Genomic DNA, 15,916 nt, shown 5'->3' on the forward strand with positions numbered 1-15,916 from the left:
ACTGGCGATTAACCGTCGATTAACCCAGCAATAATGACAAGGGCCAATGATCGCCCATATTTGCCCGACTCGTCGCATAATGTCGGCTTAATCGGGCGCCCGCCTAATTTACTTTTTTCCTTGGGGCTTACCATGCACGTACTGGTCTGCGAAGACGATGAGTTGATTGCCAGCGGCATCGTTGCCGGGCTCACGGCTCAAGGCCTGACCGTCGAGCACGTCGCCACGGCATCGGCGGCGCGGGCGATGGTCGGCGTGGCGACGTTCGACGTCATGGTGCTGGACCTCGGCTTGCCCGATGAAGACGGCCTCAAGCTGCTCAAGCAATTGCGCCAGCAAGGCCTCGAAATCCCGGTGCTGATCCTGACCGCACGGGACTCGGTGACCGACCGTGTCGACGGCTTGCAGGCGGGCGCCGACGATTACCTGCTCAAGCCTTTCGACCTGCGCGAGCTGGCGGCGCGCCTGCACACGCTGCTGCGGCGGGTGGCGGGGCGCAGCGTCAACCTGATCGAACATGGCCGCCTGACGTACGACCCGAGCAGCCGGGAAACGATCCTGGACGGTCAGCCGGTGGACCTCTCCCGCCGCGAGCAGGCGCTGTTGCAGGCGCTGCTGCACAGCCGCGGCCGGGTGCTCTCCACCGAACAACTCAAGGACAGCGTCTACGGCTTCAGCGATGAACTGGAAAGCAACGCCCTGAACGTCCATATCCACCACCTGCGGCGCAAACTGGGCAACGGGATCGTCGAAACGGTGCGCGGGCTGGGTTACCGCCTGGGGCCGGCCGATGGCGGGGAATCCACCAAGTGATGAGCCTGCGACTGCGCTTGAGCCTGACCCTCGGGGCTGCCTTCGCCCTGATCTGGGCATTGGCCGCGGCGTGGATGCTCAGCGACCTGCGCAACCAGATGATGTTTTCCCTCGACCAGCGCCTGGTGGCCTCGGCGCGGATGGTCGCCGGGTTGCTGGAGCAGTTGCCGCCGGTTCCGAGCAAAGGTGAAGGCACGCACTTCAGTGCTGAACAATTGAGCGTTCCTGGCGGCATGGCCTGCCAGGTCAGCTCACTGCGCGGGGAGATTCTGGCGCGCAGCCATGACACCCCGGGGCAACCCCTGGAAGCCGAGAAAATGGGCTTTCATGACCAGATGATCGACGGTGCGCCGTGGCGCAGCTTTACCTTGGCACGAGGTGACTTGCGTATCACCACCGCCGATCGCCAGATCGAACGCGAAGCCTTGAACCTGTCGGTGCTGCTGGCGGCATCGGTGCCGGTCGGCGTGGCGTTGCTCGGTTGCCTGTGCCTGCTGTGGCTGGGCATCGGCCAGGGCCTGGCGCCGCTCAACCGCATGCGCGATGCCCTGACGCGGCGCAACGCGGACTCGCTGGAACCGCTGCAGATTCATCCGCTGCCCAGCGAGTTGCGGCCCTTGCTGGAGACCCAGAACCAGTTGCTCCAGCGCATCGGAAAGACCATCGAGCGCGAACGACGGCTGACCGGCGATGCCGCCCATGAACTGCGTAGCCCGTTGACGGCCATCAAGACGCACCTGCAAGTGGCGCGGATGACCGAGGGGGCTGCGCGTGACCAGGCCCTCGCCCGGGCGGAGGAGGGGGCCGACCGGATGCATCGCACGCTGGAGCAACTGTTGCTGCTGGCCCGGGTGGAAGGCAGCCTGTCGTTCGATGATGGGGTGCAATGCAACGCCGAGCAGGTCGCGCGGCTGGCCATCCAGGACGCCACCGGCGGCGCACCCCAGCGGATCAGGATGCGGGTATCGCCTCAACTGACCGATGCGCCGGTGCAGATGCCGGCGGTGCTGTCCATTGCCGCGCTGCGCAATCTGCTGGAAAACGCCTTGCGCCATACGCCGGACGAGACTGACGTCGAGTTGAACCTGGAAATGGTGGGCCAGCGCGTGCGTTTCCAGGTGCGTGATCATGGGCCGGGCATCGCCGCCGACGATATCCAGCACCTGACCCAGCGCTTCTGGCGCAACGGCCAGAGCAATGGCTGCGGGCTGGGGCTGGCGATTGTCCAGGCCATCGTCCAGCGTTGCGGCTGTGGCCTGCAGTTCGACAGCCGCGCGGACGGTTTGCGGGTTGAGCTGACCGTGCCGGTGCAACTGTCGCCCGTTCTGTAGATAACTCGCCACGGGTCTTCAATCGGCAGTAAATCCTTGCCCTGCTGATGCGTTTCCACAACAGGAAACCTGCATGTGCGCTACCGAATGCGCACCTGCCCGGTGCGCCGTTGGGTCACTCATTGCGGGGTCGAGAACATGTCAGTCACAAGTCCTATCGAAGCGTCGCCAGTACGAAGCAGTTCCACGCCGGTCGAGACGCTTTACCAGTTCAACGAATCGCCATTGCTGGCTCGTCAGAATCGCCAGGAATCCAATGCCCGCAGCTATCCACGGCGAATCCCCTTGGCACTCAAGCGCGCCAAGGGCCTATACGTCGAGGATGTCGAGGGTCGCACTTTCATTGATTGCCTCGCCGGCGCCGGCACGCTGGCGCTCGGGCACAACCACCCGGTGGTGATCGAGGCGATCCAGCAAGTGCTCGCCGATGAATTGCCGCTGCATACCCTGGACCTGACCACGCCGGTCAAGGACCGCTTTGTCCAGGACCTGTTTGGCCTGTTGCCGGCGGCCCTCGCCGCCGAAGCGAAAATCCAGTTTTGCGGGCCCACCGGCACCGATGCGGTGGAAGCGGCGCTCAAGCTGGCCCGCACTGCGACGGGGCGAAGCACGGTCCTGTCGTTCCAGGGCGGTTATCACGGGATGAGCCAGGGCGCGTTGAGCCTGATGGGCAGCCTGGGGCCGAAGAAACCCTTGGGTGCCTTGCTCAGCAACGGCGTGCAGTTCATGCCGTATCCCTACGATTACCGCTGCCCGTTCGGACTGGGCGGTGTGGCGGGCGTCAGGGCCAATCTGCATTACCTGGAAAACCTGCTGAACGATCCGGAGGCCGGCGTGCAGTTGCCGGCGGCCGTCATCGTCGAAGTGGTGCAGGGCGAGGGCGGCGTCATACCGGCCGACCTCGACTGGCTGCGCGGTTTGCGACGGATCACCGAGCAGGCCGGCGTGGCGCTGATCGTCGATGAGATCCAGAGCGGTTTTGGTCGCACCGGCAAGATGTTTGCCTTCGAGCACGCCGGAATCGTCCCGGACGTGGTCGTGCTGTCCAAGGCCATCGGCGGCAGCCTGCCGCTGGCGGTCGTGGTGTATCGCGACTGGCTGGACACTTGGCTGCCGGGCGCCCATGCCGGTACTTTCCGAGGCAACCAGATGGCCATGGCCGCCGGTTCCGCCGTGATGCGTTATCTGGTGGAGCACAACCTGTCGGCCCACGCGGCCGCCATGGGCGAGCGCTTGAGCGAACATTTGCATATCCTGCAACGGGACTTCCCGCAGTTGGGCGATATCCGCGGTCGCGGGCTGATGCTCGGCGTCGAGCTGGTAGACCCGGCGGGCCAACCGGACACCCAGGGTCATCCACCGGTGCACGCACGCCTGGCGCCACGGTTGCAGCGTGAATGCCTCAAGCGTGGGTTGATCCTGGAGTTGGGCGGAAGACAAGGAAGCGTGGTGCGGTTCCTGCCGCCCTTGATCATCACGGCGGCGGAAATCGACCGGGTCGCGGAGATTTTCCGGCGCGCCCTTGAAGCCGCCGTGGCCGACGCCTAATTTTCATCCGGCCCGGTACGTTCCTTTTCATACCTTGGCTGCGCCCGTGGCGCGGCGAACCTTGAGCAACGACGGAGAAACACCATGACTTCAGTATTCGACCGCGAGGACATCCTCTTCCAGGTCGTGGTCAACCACGAAGAGCAATATTCGATCTGGCCGGACTACAAGGCTGTCCCGGAAGGCTGGCGTACGGTCGGCAAAAGCGGCTTCAAGAAAGAATGCCTGGCGTATATCGAAGAGGTCTGGACCGACATGAGGCCGTTGAGCTTGCGCAAGAAGATGGAAGAGCAAGCGGCTGCGGCTCACTAACGCCGGTATGGGCAGCTTTTTTGTGGGAGCGGCGATACGTCGCTCCCACAGGTTGGCGTACTCATGAGTGCTCCGCCAGAAAATCAATCAATGCCCGTGCCGCCGCCGGCAATTGCCGATGGGGCGGATAGATGATTGAAAACGCTCTGCTGCGCCCGCCAAAGTCCTCCAGCAATTGCACCAATTCCCCCCGCTCGATCCGCTCCCGGACTATGAATTCATAGGTCTGGCAAATCCCCATTCCAGCCTGCGCCAGGGAAACGATGCCCAGCACGTCGTCGGACACTTGCACATTGCCTGTCGGCAACCATTCCCGGTCTTGCTGGTGTTCGCGGAACAGCCACGGGGCGATGCGTCCGCTACTGGGCATCACGAAGGGCAGGCAGGCGTGGGCGGCCAGTTCATCGAAGTGCCTGGGCGTTCCGGCGCGCCCAAGATATTGCGGCGCAGCCACCAGGCAGAGGCGGGCGTCTTCCAGCTTGCGGCCGACCAAGCCGCTGTCGGGCAGCGGCCCGAGGCGGATCGCCAGGTCATATCCCTCGGCCACCAGGTCGACATTGCGGTTGGTGATGCTCAGCTCGACCCGCACCTGCGGGCAAGCCTGGGCGAAACGCGACAGCAGCGCCGGCAGGCGGTAATGGCCATAGGTGGTCGGCACGCTGAGACGCACACGACCGGTCAAGACGCCGTCCTGACCCTGGATACGTCGCTCGGCGTCGTCGATCAAGGCAAAGGCCGAGCGCGACTGTTCCAGGTACAACGTCCCGGCATCGGTCAGGTTCAATCGGCGAGTCGTGCGCCGCAACAGTTGCACTCCAAGGCGGGCTTCGAGGCGCGAGATTGCGCGGCTCAGCACAGAAGGCGTGGTGCCCAGCGCCACGGCACCGGCGCTGAGGGTGCCTTTTTCCACAACTGTGACGAAGGCTTCCACGTCGGCCAGATGATCGAATCGACGGGCCATTATTGCCTCCAGAGGCCAAGTGATGTTCCGGGTGGCCAGTTTATCGCCGGCAAGGGCATCAATACAGTGAGCGCATCTTTTATCGAAACGGAGTCATCATGAAAAAGCTCACTACCTTGGCAACGTCTGTCGTCCTGGCAGGCATCAGCGCCGCGGCCCATGCCGATAATGTGCTCGTGGTCCTGTCGGACTCCGATCATCTGGATCTGAAAAATGGCCAGGTCTTTTCCACCGGGTTCTACCTCAACGAATTGCTACAGCCGGTGAAACTGTTGCTGGACGCCGGTCACCACGTGACCTTTGCCACGCCCGAGGGCAAGGCGCCAACCCTGGACCGCTCTTCGGTGGACAAGATGTACTTCAATAATGACGCGGCGGAACTTGAGCGCTACCAGGCGTTGCTGGCCCAACTGAACATCACCTCGCCCGAGGATTCACCGGTGATCAGCCTGAGCCGTGTCGAACAGCTGGGGCTGGATCGGTTCGACGCGCTGTACGTCCCCGGCGGCCATGCACCGATGCAGGATTTACTCACGAGCGCATCGCTGGGGCGGGTGCTGACGCACTTCCATGAAAAGGGCAAGACCACCGCGCTCGTTTGCCATGGGCCAATCGCCCTGTTGGCGACCCTGCCCGATGCCAACGACTTTGTCGGCCAGTTGAGCGCCAAGGGCCAGGCTTCGGCCCAGTCCGGCTGGATCTACGCCGGCTACAAGATGACGGTCATCAGCAATCAGGAAGAGGAATTGGCCAAAGGGCTGCTGGGTGGAGGCGCCATGAAATTCTATCCGCAGACTGCATTGCAGCAGGCGGGTGGCCAATACAGCAGCAATACCTCGCCGTGGACGTCCCATGTGGTCATGGACCGGGAGTTGATCACCGGCCAGAATCCGGCGTCGGCGCTGGAAGTGGGGCAGGCGCTGGTCAAGCGGTTGGAACGTTGATTCAGAAACACCGCAACCCCTGCGGGAGCGGGCTTGCTCCCCCAGGTTTCAGGGTGTGCTTGAGGCTTACTTGAACCGCCGCTCCACCCCTTTCTCCACCAGGATCTTCGCCGATATCTCCTCCACGGAAAAATGCGTGGAGTTGATGTGGGGAATGTTCTCCCGCCGGAACAGGTTTTCTACCTCGCGCACTTCGAACTCGCACTGAGCGTAGCTCGAGTAACGGCTGTTGGGCTTGCGCTCGTTGCGGATCGCGGTAAGGCGGTCCGGGTCGATGGTCAGGCCGAACAGCTTGTGCTGGTGGGCGCGCAGGGCGCTGGGCAGTTGCAGGCGCTCCATGTCGTCTTCGGTCAACGGATAGTTGGCCGCGCGGATGCCAAACTGCATCGCCATGTACAGGCACGTCGGCGTCTTACCACACCGCGACACACCCACTAGGATCAAGTCGGCCTTGTCGTAATAATGCGTGCGGGCGCCGTCATCGTTGTCCAGCGCGAAGTTCACCGCCTCGATCCGCTCCATGTAGTTGGAGTTGTGGCCAATGGAATGGGACTTGCCCACGGAGTAGGAGGAGTGTTCGCTCAGTTCCTGTTCGAGCGGCGCCAGGAACGTGGAAAAAATGTCGATCATGAAACCATTGGACGTTGCGAGAATCTCACGGATGTCCTGATTGACGATGGTATCGAAGATGATCGGACGAAATCCGTCGTTTTCGGCGGCTTTATTGATTTGCTGTACCATGGCCCGCGCCTTGTCGACGCTGTCTATGTACGGGCGTGTCAGCTTGGTGAAGGTAATGTTTTCGAACTGCGCCAACAGGCTCTGGCCTAGCGTTTCGGCCGTGATGCCGGTGCCGTCGGAGATAAAGAAAGCAGATCGTTTCATTTGCGCCTTGGGCCTTAAGCTAGTGAGCTAGTGACGATTCTTGGATATGATAGGCGCGATTTGCCGGCCGCCCGTGGCCCGCATTCTCACTTATTTTCCAGGTCCAGGCCATATCGCCGGTGAGCGCTCCCCTGGAGCCGCCGGTACCTTGAGCTTTTCCAACACAGTTAGTGGAGAGATCACCTTGGTAGAGTACGTAGTTTCCCTCGATAAGCTCGGCGTCCATGATGTAGAGCATGTGGGGGGCAAGAACGCATCCCTGGGCGAGATGATCAGTAACCTCGCCGGCGCCGGTGTATCGGTGCCAGGTGGCTTCGCCACGACCGCCCAGGCTTATCGTGATTTCCTGGAACTGAGCGGCCTGAACCAGCAGATCCACGATGCGCTCGACGCCCTGGACGTCGATGACGTCAATGCCCTGGCCAAGACCGGTGCCCAGATCCGCCAGTGGATCATGGAAGCCGAATTCCCCGAGAAACTGAACGCCGAGATCCGCACGGCCTTTGCCAAGCTCTCCGAAGGCAACCCCGATGTTGCCGTCGCCGTGCGCTCCTCGGCCACCGCCGAAGACTTGCCGGATGCCTCGTTCGCCGGCCAGCAGGAGACCTTCCTGAACATCCGTGGCGTGGAAAACGTCATCCGGGCCGCCAAGGAAGTCTTCGCCTCCCTTTTCAACGACCGTGCCATTTCCTACCGCGTGCACCAGGGCTTCGACCACAAGCTGGTCGCCCTGTCCGCTGGTGTACAGCGCATGGTCCGCTCCGAAACCGGCACCGCCGGCGTGATGTTCACCCTCGACACCGAGTCGGGCTTTCGCGACGTCGTGTTCATTACCGGTGCCTATGGCCTGGGTGAAACCGTCGTGCAAGGCGCGGTGAACCCCGACGAATTCTATGTCCACAAGGGCACCCTGGAAGCCGGTCGCCCGGCCATCCTGCGCCGCAACCTGGGCAGCAAGGCCATCAAGATGGTCTACGGTGACGAAGCCAAGGCCGGTCGTTCGGTCAAGACTGTCGATGTCGACAAGGCCGATCGCGCACGCTTCTGCCTGACCGACGCTGAAGTCAGCGAACTGGCCAAGCAGGCGATGATCATCGAGAAGCACTACGGCTGTCCGATGGACATCGAGTGGGCCAAGGACGGTGACGACGGCAAGCTGTACATCGTGCAGGCCCGTCCGGAAACCGTGAAGAGCCGCACCCAGGCCAACGTCATGGAGCGCTACCTGCTCAAGGAAACCGGCACCGTGCTGGTGGAAGGCCGCGCAATCGGCCAGCGTATCGGCGCCGGCAAGGTGCGGATCATCAAGGACGTCTCGGAAATGGACAAGGTCCAGGCCGGCGACGTACTGGTCTCCGACATGACCGACCCGGACTGGGAACCGGTCATGAAGCGCGCCAGCGCCATCGTCACCAACCGCGGTGGCCGTACCTGCCACGCGGCAATCATCGCCCGCGAGCTGGGTATCCCGGCCGTGGTCGGTTGCGGCAACGCCACCGAGCTGCTCAAGGACGGCCAGGGCGTGACCGTTTCCTGCGCCGAGGGCGACACCGGCTACATCTTCGAAGGCGAACTGGGCTTCGACATCAAGAAGAACTCCGTGGACGCAATGCCGGAGCTGCCGTTCAAGATCATGATGAACGTCGGCAACCCGGACCGCGCCTTTGACTTCGCGCAGTTGCCGAACGCCGGCGTGGGCCTGGCCCGCCTGGAATTCATCATCAACCGCATGATCGGCGTGCACCCCAAGGCACTGCTGAACTACGACGGCCTGCCGCAGGAAATCAAGGACAGCGTCGACAAGCGCATCGCCGGCTATGACGATCCGGTCGGTTTCTACGTCGAGAAGCTGGTGGAAGGCATCAGCACCCTGGCGGCGGCCTTCTGGCCGAAAAAAGTCATCGTGCGCCTGTCGGACTTCAAGTCCAACGAATACGCCAACCTGATCGGCGGCAAGCTCTACGAGCCGGAAGAAGAAAACCCGATGCTGGGCTTCCGCGGTGCTTCGCGCTACATCAGCGAGTCGTTCCGTGACTGCTTCGAGCTCGAATGCCGTGCCCTCAAGCGCGTGCGCAACGAGATGGGCCTGACCAACGTCGAAATCATGGTGCCGTTCGTGCGGACCCTCGGTGAAGCGAGCCAGGTGGTCGACCTGCTGGCGGAAAACGGCTTGGCCCGTGGCGAGAACGGCCTGCGCGTGATCATGATGTGCGAGCTGCCGTCCAACGCCATCCTGGCCGACGAGTTCCTCGAATTCTTCGACGGTTTCTCCATCGGTTCCAATGACCTGACCCAGCTGACCCTGGGCCTGGACCGCGACTCCGGGATCATCGCCCACCTGTTCGACGAGCGGAACCCAGCGGTCAAGAAACTGCTAGCCAACGCCATTGCCGCCTGCAACAAGGCCGGCAAATACATCGGCATCTGCGGCCAGGGCCCTTCGGATCACCCGGACCTGGCCAAGTGGCTGATGGAGCAGGGTATCGAAAGCGTTTCGTTGAACCCGGATTCCGTGCTGGAGACTTGGTTCTTCCTGGCTGAGGGTCAGGCTGCGGTCTGATCGAGTGAAGGGGCATCACCGGCCCCTTTTGATTTGAAGTAGGGCGGGCTCCATCTGGAAGCCGCCCTTTTTTGTGCAAGAAGATCATGCAAAGCAGCAGCAACCTATTTCCTGTCGCCCTGATCAGCGCCGAACGGCGCGGCGATCTGAGCGAAGATGTCTATCGCTTGAAACCGGGCAACAGCCCTGACTACAGCGTCGAACTGGCGGTCACCCGCCTGGGCATGGCCGACGCCTGTGAGGTCCGTGGGGTCCCGGTGATCCTGCTGCACGGCAGTTTTTCCAACCGTCGCTTCTGGTATTCGCCCAAGGGCCTCGGCCTGGGGGCGTATCTGGCGCGGTTGGGGTTCGATGTCTGGATTCCCGAAATGCGCGGCCATGGCTTGTCCCAACGAAACCAGGGCTACCGCAACAACCGCGTGGCCGACTACGCCCGTTATGACTTGCCGGCCATTGGCGCCTTTGTGCGTGAACAAAGCGGGCAAGTGCCACACTGGATTGGCCATTCCCTGGGCGGCATTACCCTGGCGGCTGCCTTGGGCGGTCACTACCTCGGCGCGCCTGCCGTGGCGTCGGCGGCGTTCTTCGGCGCCCAGGTCAGTCGTACTTACTGGCCGCTGAAAATCCCGCCGGTGGAATGGAGCGGACGTTTCATCCTCAAGCGATTTGCGCAATTGTCCGGTTCCAGGCTCAAGCGTGGTCCGGAAGATGAGCCCATCGGCCTGGCACTGGAGAGCATGCGCTGGTATGGCCTGTTCGGGCGTTTCGGTGATGCCGAGAAAAATTGGTGGGCGGGTCTCGCCGATGTGCAGGTGCCGGTATTGGCGGTGAGCGCCGCCGGTGATCAGCAGGATCCGACCTGGGCCTGCCGCAAACTGTTCGACCAGATCGGTTCCGAGCACAAGCAGTTTGTCTGCCTTGGGCGCGAGCAAGGCTTCGGCGATGATTTCGGTCACGTCGAAATGCTCGTCAGCAAGGCCGCGCAAGCCGAGGTCTGGCCGCTGGTGGCGCGATGGCTGGACGATCAAGGTGCGCCGTTGTTGGCCGACCAGCCGCGCCTGGCCCAGGCAGTTTGAGGCGAAGGCTCTGACAGGGGCATTTCGCTCTTGTCAGCTTGCGGCTAAGATATGACGCGTTCCGCTGTTTTGGTCACAAACGGCGGTTCACTTCAGCCCGACGTTCCAGCCCATACAGGAGTTGTTCGATGAACCATTACCTCACGCCTGACCTGTGCGATGCCTATCCGGACCTCGTGCAAGTGGTGGAACCGATGTTCAGCAATTTCGGCGGTCGCGATTCCTTCGGCGGCGAGATCGTGACCATCAAGTGTTTCGAAGACAACTCGCTGGTCAAGGAGCAGGTTGAACTCGATGGCAAGGGCAAGGTGCTGGTCGTCGACGGCGGCGGCTCCCTGCGTCGGGCGCTGCTGGGCGACATGCTGGCCGAAAAGGCCGCGAAAAATGGCTGGGAAGGGCTGGTGATCTACGGTTGCATCCGCGACGTCGACGTCATTGCCCAGACCGACCTCGGCGTCCAGGCCCTGGCCAGCCATCCGATGAAGACCGACAAGCGCGGCATTGGCGATCTCAACGTCGTCGTGACCTTTGCGGGTGTGACGTTTCGTCCGGGCGAATATGTCTACGCGGACAACAACGGCGTGATCGTCTCGCCAAGCCCGCTGAAGATGCCTGAATAAAGCACCAAGGCCATAAGGGATGAGGATGTTCGAGGAAGAAAACGCGCAATGGGGGCTGGTGCATGCCCTGGTGCTGGATGGTAAAGGTGGCGCGCGTTCGATAGCCCGGACCGAACTTGACGATCTGCAGTTGCAAGCCCATGAAAGCCTGTGGCTGCACTGGGATCGCAGTCATCCGCAAACCCATACGTGGTTGCGCAAATCCAGTGGCTTGAGTGAATTCAACTGCGACCTGCTGCTTGAAGAAAACACCCGGCCGCGACTGCTGCCCCTGCCCAACGCCGAACTGCTGCTTTTTTTGCGCGGGATCAACCTCAACCCAGGGGCCGAGCCGGAAGACATGGTATCGGTGCGCATCTTCGCCGCGGCGCAGCGGGTGATATCCCTGCGGCTGCGCCCATTGCGCGCCACCGATGAGCTGCTGGCCGAGCTGTCCGAGGGCAAGGGCCCCAGGACCGCTTCGGAACTCATCCTTTATATGGCGCAATACCTGACCAATAAAGTGCAGGACCTGGTGACATGCCTGTCTGAAATCGTCGACACCGAGGAAGAAAAACTCGATACCGACGAACGGTATACCCCTGAGCACGACGCCATTCTTCACATCCGTCGAAGGGCGGCCGGGCTCAAGCGATTCCTGGCGCCGCAGCGGGATATTTTCGGACAGATGTCGCGGATCAAGTTGCCCTGGTTCGTCGAGGACGACGGCGACTACTGGAATGAATTGAACAACAGCCTGACCCGCTACCTCGAGGAGCTGGAATTGACCCGGGAGCGCGTAGGGCTGGTGCTGGAGGCCGAGGACCGGCGTCTCTCGGTGCGCATGAACCGCACCATGTACCGCTTCGGCATCATCACCGGGATCTTCTTGCCGATGAGTTTTCTCACCGGGCTGCTCGGCATCAATGTCGGCGGCATTCCGTTTTCCGGAAGCTCCTATGGGTTCCTGGTCGCCTGCCTGCTGATGGTCTGCGTGGCCATGGGGCAATGGTGGCTGTTCCGCCGCTTGCGGTGGGTGTGATGGGGTTTCATGTGACCCGACGAAAACTGATCGCGTCTTCCACAGACATCACGAGAGGTGCGTATGCACGATCCGTTTGAACAGTCTCTGCGCGACATGCTCAAGGCCTCGCCGTCCAGTCGGGACGACGATGCTTGCCTGGGCCGTGTACTCAAAACCGCCAACCGCCAGGTCGGCGCCGGCGACTTGTTCAGCCTGCTGGGCCGTTGGTTGCCCGCGCTGATGATCGCCCTTAACAACGGGTCGGCCCACGTCTCGCCGGTTTCCCGTCGCAAACCCGTTACTCGCACCGCTGATAAGGCTGACTGAATATGGAACTTGATCTCTGGACCCAGAGCCTCGTCACGGCAATGACTGCGTTGTGGACCAAGATAGCTAACTTCATCCCCAATCTCTTTGGCGCCCTGGTGGTGCTGTTGTTGGGTTTCGTCGTGGCCAAGTTGCTGGACACGCTGCTGTCCAAGCTGCTCGCCAAGCTGGGCCTCGATCGCCTGATGGGTGGTACTGGCCTGACCAAGCTCTTGTCCCGCGGCGGCATCCAGGTCCCGATCTCGACGCTGGTGGGCAAGATCGTCTATTGGTTCGTGCTGCTTATATTCCTGGTTTCCGCGGCTGAATCCCTGGGCCTGGAGCGCGTTTCAGCGACCCTGGACATGCTTGCGCTGTATTTGCCGAAGGTCTTCGGCGCGGCCCTGGTGTTGCTGGTGGGCGTTCTCCTGGCGCAACTGGCCAACGGCCTGGTACGCGGCGCTGCGGAAGGTGTGGGGCTGGACTACGCTTCGGGACTGGGAAGAATCGCCCAGGGCCTGGTCATTATCATCAGTATTTCCGTCGCGATCAGCCAGTTGGAGGTCAAGACTGACCTTCTAAACCATGTGATCGTGATTGTCTTGATTACCGTTGGTCTGGCGGTTGCGCTGGCCATGGGGTTGGGAAGCCGGGAAATCGCCGGCCAGATTCTCGCGGGAATCTATGTGCGTGAGCTGTATGAGGTGGGGCAACAAGTGCGTGTTGGAGAGGTCGAAGGCCAGATCGAAGAGATTGGCACGGTGAAGACCACATTGCTGACCGAGGAGGGCGGGCTGGTGTCGCTTTCCAATCGGATTCTGCTGGAACAGCATGTGAGTAGCCGCTAACCCGGCAAACCCTGCTAATGTATGCCGCCGCAAAATGCCTGCTATCGCTGGCTGCGGCGCACATTGACCTAGACTGTCGGCCCGACTTGTTTTGAACAAACCCCAATCGCTATCCACGCGCTACGACCCCCGTGATCTCTCCGATGAGGAGTTGGTCGCGCGCGCGCATACGGAGCTGTTTCACGTAACACGCGCTTACGAAGAGCTGATGCGCCGTTACCAACGAACATTATTTAATGTTTGTGCACGGTATCTTGGGAACGATCGCGATGCTGATGATGTCTGTCAGGAGGTGATGTTGAAGGTGCTGTACGGCTTGAAGAACTTCGAGGGGAAATCGAAGTTCAAGACGTGGCTATATAGCATCACTTACAACGAATGCATCACGCAGTATCGTAAGGAACGGCGAAAGCGTCGGTTAATGGACGCGTTGAGCCTTGACCCCCTTGAGGAAGCGTCTGAAGAAAAGGCGCCCAAGCCCGAGGAAAAGGGTGGGCTCGATCGCTGGCTGGTTTATGTGAACCCGATCGATCGGGAGATTCTGGTGCTACGATTTGTCGCAGAACTGGAATTCCAGGAGATCGCAGACATAATGCATATGGGTTTGAGCGCGACAAAAATGCGTTACAAGCGCGCGCTCGATAAGCTGCGTGAGAAATTTGCAGGCATTGCCGAAACTTAGTTCGGCGCAAATATCTCTTACGTGTAGGCAAGTTCTGATAGACTTGCCGCCGAGTTGTCCCCCGGTTTGCGGGACTGCTTCACAATCACCAGATGGGGATTTAACGGATGAAACTGAAAAACACCTTGGGCTTTGCCATTGGTTCTTTGATTGCTGCCACTTCGTTCGGCGCTCTGGCACAAGGCCAAGGCGCAGTTGAAATCGAAGGCTTCGCAAAGAAGGAAATGTTCGACAGCGCTCGTGATTTCAAGAATAACGGCAATCTGTTCGGCGGTTCGATTGGTTACTTCCTGACCGACGACGTTGAACTGCGTCTGGCCTACGACGAAGTGCACAACGCACGTACCGAAGACGGCACTAACGTCAAGGGCGCCAACACCGCTCTGGACGCTCTGTACCACTTCAACAACCCAGGCGACATGCTGCGTCCTTACGTCTCTGCCGGTTTCTCCGACCAGAGCATCGACCAGAACGGTAGCAACAGTCGTAACCGTTCTACCTTCGCCAACGTTGGTGGCGGCGCCAAGCTGTATTTCACCGACAACTTCTACGCCCGTGCCGGCGTTGAAGCTCAGTACAACATCGACCAGGGCGACACCGAGTGGGCTCCTAGCGTCGGTATCGGTGTGAACTTCGGTGGCGGCTCCAAGCCTGCTGCTGCTCCAGTTCCAGCTCCGGCTGAAGTCTGCTCCGACAGCGACAACGATGGCGTGTGCGACAACGTCGACAAGTGCCCTGACACCCCAGCCAACGTAACCGTTGACGCTGATGGCTGCCCAGCTGTTGCTGAAGTCGTACGTGTTGAGCTGGACGTCAAGTTCGACTTCGACAAGTCGGTCGTTAAAGAAAACAGCTACGGCGACATCAAGAACCTGGCTGATTTCATGAAGCAGTACCCAGCCACCAGCACCACTGTTGAAGGTCACACTGACTCCGTCGGTCCTGACGCTTACAACCAGAAGCTGTCTGAGCGTCGTGCAAACGCCGTCAAGCAAGTTCTGACCAACCAGTACGGTGTTGAATCGTCCCGCGTTCAGTCTGTTGGCTACGGCGAATCCCGCCCAGTTGCTGACAACGCCACTGAAGCTGGTCGTGCAGTAAACCGTCGCGTAGAAGCGCAGGTTGAAGCCCAAGCTAAGTAATTAGCCCGAAGCTTTGGAAAAACCCGGCCTAGGCCGGGTTTTTCTTTGCGTGCGATTTAGAGGTGGGAGACAGAAACCTGTGGTAGCGAGCCTGCTCGCTACCTCAATGGGCTCGCTGTTGTCTGTTAGAGCGCTGAAGCCTGCGCGAAGACCGGCGGGGAGGCGGCCAGTTCGGCTGCGCCCGCCACCGCGCCAATCACCAGGATCGCCGGGCTCTTGAGTTGAAAGGCGCCGGCATCGGTTTCCATCGAGGCCAAGTCGCTGCGGCAGTCGCGTTGATGGGGCAGGGAGGCGTTTTCGATCATGGCCACCGGCGTATCCGCCGCGAGGCCACCGGCCAGCAATTGCTCGCGGATTTCGCTGAGCTTTGCCACGCCCATGTACACCACCAGGGTGGTTCCGCCTTGTGCCAGGGCTTGCCAGTTCAAGCTACTGCCATCCTGGGTGTGGGCGGTGACCAGCGTCACGCCCCGCGCAACGCCGCGCAAGGTCAGGGGAATGTCGCACTGAGTCGCCCCCGCGAGGCCGGCGGTGATGCCGTTGACCAGTTCCACCTCAACGCCATGCTCGCGCAGCCACTGCGCTTCTTCACCGCCCCGGCCGAAAATGCACGGATCGCCGCCCTTGAGGCGCACTACACATTTGCCTTGGCGGGCATAACGCAGCATCAACCGATGAATGAACGCCTGTGGCGTGGAACGGCAACCGCCGCGCTTGCCCACGGCGATGATGCGTGCACCGGGGCAGTGCTCCAGCACCGCGTCGTTGACCAGGTCATCGATCAACACCACGTCGGCTTCGCCCAAGGCGCGCACGGCTTTGAGGGTCAGCAATTCAGGGTCGCCGGGACCTGCACCGACCAGCCAGACTTTTGCGTTCATAGTG

The 15,916-nt window shown here is 61.2% G+C and carries 16 protein-coding genes; 13 read left to right on the forward strand and 3 right to left on the reverse strand.

Annotated features, from left to right (window positions below):
* The first annotated feature begins 132 nt into the window (after nt 1-132).
* The 4 genes from JZ00_RS09675 (at nt 133) to JZ00_RS09690 (ending at nt 4,004) form a co-directional block, all read left to right on the forward strand.
* Nucleotides 133-813: a response regulator gene (locus JZ00_RS09675; protein ID WP_039589009.1), complete on the forward strand. Its 681-nt coding sequence runs from the start codon at nt 133-135 to the stop codon at nt 811-813.
* On the forward strand, nt 813-2,144 hold the full coding sequence (locus JZ00_RS09680; protein WP_039589010.1) for a sensor histidine kinase: 1,332 nt from the start codon (nt 813-815) through the stop codon (nt 2,142-2,144). Before JZ00_RS09675 ends, JZ00_RS09680 begins: the two co-directional genes overlap by 1 nt.
* A 138-nt stretch (nt 2,145-2,282) precedes the next feature.
* Nucleotides 2,283-3,692 (forward strand): aspartate aminotransferase family protein, encoded by a 1,410-nt coding sequence (locus tag JZ00_RS09685; protein WP_039589396.1) that lies wholly within the window; start codon nt 2,283-2,285, stop codon nt 3,690-3,692.
* Between the two features lie 84 nt (nt 3,693-3,776).
* Entirely contained in the window at nt 3,777-4,004 is a 228-nt protein-coding gene (locus tag JZ00_RS09690) for an MbtH family protein (protein ID WP_030141931.1), read from the forward strand.
* Nucleotides 4,005-4,065: 61 nt separating this feature from the next.
* Here the strand turns inward: JZ00_RS09690 and JZ00_RS09695 are convergent, their stop codons facing one another.
* The gene (locus JZ00_RS09695) at nt 4,066-4,965 is read right to left on the reverse strand and encodes a LysR family transcriptional regulator (protein WP_039589011.1); all 900 of its coding nucleotides are present in this window, start codon (nt 4,963-4,965) and stop codon (nt 4,066-4,068) included.
* Nucleotides 4,966-5,063: 98 nt separating this feature from the next.
* On the opposite strand from JZ00_RS09695, the gene JZ00_RS09700 reads away from it, so the two are divergent.
* Complete coding sequence (locus tag JZ00_RS09700) at nt 5,064-5,909, forward strand: type 1 glutamine amidotransferase domain-containing protein (protein WP_039589012.1); 846 nt, start codon at nt 5,064-5,066, stop codon at nt 5,907-5,909.
* Between the two features lie 66 nt (nt 5,910-5,975).
* On the opposite strand, the gene ppsR is transcribed toward JZ00_RS09700, so the two are convergent.
* Complete coding sequence (gene ppsR, locus JZ00_RS09705; RefSeq protein ID WP_039589013.1) at nt 5,976-6,794, reverse strand: posphoenolpyruvate synthetase regulatory kinase/phosphorylase PpsR; 819 nt, start codon at nt 6,792-6,794, stop codon at nt 5,976-5,978.
* A 184-nt stretch (nt 6,795-6,978) separates the two neighbouring features.
* Between ppsR and ppsA the strand changes: the two genes are divergently transcribed.
* The 8 genes from ppsA to JZ00_RS09750 all read left to right on the forward strand — a co-directional run bounded on the left by ppsA (nt 6,979) and on the right by JZ00_RS09750 (nt 15,031).
* A complete protein-coding gene (gene ppsA, locus JZ00_RS09715; RefSeq protein WP_039589015.1) occupies nt 6,979-9,354 on the forward strand; it encodes a phosphoenolpyruvate synthase in 2,376 nt (791 codons plus the stop codon).
* Nucleotides 9,355-9,440: 86 nt separating this feature from the next.
* On the forward strand, nt 9,441-10,430 hold the full coding sequence (locus JZ00_RS09720; protein WP_039589398.1) for an alpha/beta fold hydrolase: 990 nt from the start codon (nt 9,441-9,443) through the stop codon (nt 10,428-10,430).
* A 128-nt stretch (nt 10,431-10,558) separates the two neighbouring features.
* On the forward strand, nt 10,559-11,050 hold the full coding sequence (rraA, locus tag JZ00_RS09725) for a ribonuclease E activity regulator RraA (protein ID WP_039589016.1): 492 nt from the start codon (nt 10,559-10,561) through the stop codon (nt 11,048-11,050).
* Between the two features lie 25 nt (nt 11,051-11,075).
* Nucleotides 11,076-12,071, forward strand: a complete 996-nt coding sequence (locus tag JZ00_RS09730; protein WP_039589017.1) for a zinc transporter ZntB — start codon at nt 11,076-11,078, stop codon at nt 12,069-12,071.
* 63 nt (nt 12,072-12,134) lie between these two features.
* Nucleotides 12,135-12,380, forward strand: coding sequence for a hypothetical protein (locus tag JZ00_RS09735; protein ID WP_014337331.1), 246 nt, complete (start codon nt 12,135-12,137; stop codon nt 12,378-12,380).
* A gap of 2 nt (nt 12,381-12,382) precedes the next feature.
* Nucleotides 12,383-13,207 (forward strand): mechanosensitive ion channel family protein, encoded by an 825-nt coding sequence (locus JZ00_RS09740; RefSeq protein WP_039589018.1) that lies wholly within the window; start codon nt 12,383-12,385, stop codon nt 13,205-13,207.
* Between the two features lie 91 nt (nt 13,208-13,298).
* Entirely contained in the window at nt 13,299-13,889 is a 591-nt protein-coding gene (gene sigX / locus JZ00_RS09745; RefSeq protein WP_025212681.1) for an RNA polymerase sigma factor SigX, read from the forward strand.
* A gap of 107 nt (nt 13,890-13,996) precedes the next feature.
* On the forward strand, nt 13,997-15,031 hold the full coding sequence (locus JZ00_RS09750; protein ID WP_039589019.1) for an OmpA family protein: 1,035 nt from the start codon (nt 13,997-13,999) through the stop codon (nt 15,029-15,031).
* A gap of 125 nt (nt 15,032-15,156) precedes the next feature.
* Here JZ00_RS09750 and cobA read toward each other — a convergent pair whose 3' ends face one another.
* Nucleotides 15,157-15,912 (reverse strand): uroporphyrinogen-III C-methyltransferase, encoded by a 756-nt coding sequence (gene cobA, locus JZ00_RS09755; protein ID WP_039589020.1) that lies wholly within the window; start codon nt 15,910-15,912, stop codon nt 15,157-15,159.
* Between the last annotated feature and the right edge of the window lie 4 nt (nt 15,913-15,916).

The sequence above is a fragment of the Pseudomonas frederiksbergensis genome, assembly GCF_000802155.2.
In the GTDB taxonomy this organism is placed as follows: Bacteria; Pseudomonadota; Gammaproteobacteria; order Pseudomonadales; family Pseudomonadaceae; genus Aquipseudomonas; species Aquipseudomonas frederiksbergensis_A.

Bases quoted from the DNA above. Each gene is read 5' to 3' on its own strand.
- JZ00_RS09675 (WP_039589009.1), top strand. From the start codon at position 133: ATGCACGTACTGGTCTGCGAAGACGATGAGTTGATTGCCAGCGGCATC.
- JZ00_RS09680 (WP_039589010.1), top strand. From the start codon at position 813: ATGAGCCTGCGACTGCGCTTGAGCCTGACCCTCGGGGCTGCCTTCGCC.
- JZ00_RS09685 (WP_039589396.1), top strand. From the start codon at position 2,283: ATGTCAGTCACAAGTCCTATCGAAGCGTCGCCAGTACGAAGCAGTTCC.
- JZ00_RS09690 (WP_030141931.1), top strand. From the start codon at position 3,777: ATGACTTCAGTATTCGACCGCGAGGACATCCTCTTCCAGGTCGTGGTC.
- JZ00_RS09695 (WP_039589011.1), bottom strand. From the start codon at position 4,965: ATGGCCCGTCGATTCGATCATCTGGCCGACGTGGAAGCCTTCGTCACA.
- JZ00_RS09700 (WP_039589012.1), top strand. From the start codon at position 5,064: ATGAAAAAGCTCACTACCTTGGCAACGTCTGTCGTCCTGGCAGGCATC.
- ppsR (WP_039589013.1), bottom strand. From the start codon at position 6,794: ATGAAACGATCTGCTTTCTTTATCTCCGACGGCACCGGCATCACGGCC.
- JZ00_RS09720 (WP_039589398.1), top strand. From the start codon at position 9,441: ATGCAAAGCAGCAGCAACCTATTTCCTGTCGCCCTGATCAGCGCCGAA.
- rraA (WP_039589016.1), top strand. From the start codon at position 10,559: ATGAACCATTACCTCACGCCTGACCTGTGCGATGCCTATCCGGACCTC.
- JZ00_RS09730 (WP_039589017.1), top strand. From the start codon at position 11,076: ATGTTCGAGGAAGAAAACGCGCAATGGGGGCTGGTGCATGCCCTGGTG.
- JZ00_RS09735 (WP_014337331.1), top strand. From the start codon at position 12,135: ATGCACGATCCGTTTGAACAGTCTCTGCGCGACATGCTCAAGGCCTCG.
- JZ00_RS09740 (WP_039589018.1), top strand. From the start codon at position 12,383: ATGGAACTTGATCTCTGGACCCAGAGCCTCGTCACGGCAATGACTGCG.
- JZ00_RS09750 (WP_039589019.1), top strand. From the start codon at position 13,997: ATGAAACTGAAAAACACCTTGGGCTTTGCCATTGGTTCTTTGATTGCT.
- cobA (WP_039589020.1), bottom strand. From the start codon at position 15,912: ATGAACGCAAAAGTCTGGCTGGTCGGTGCAGGTCCCGGCGACCCTGAA.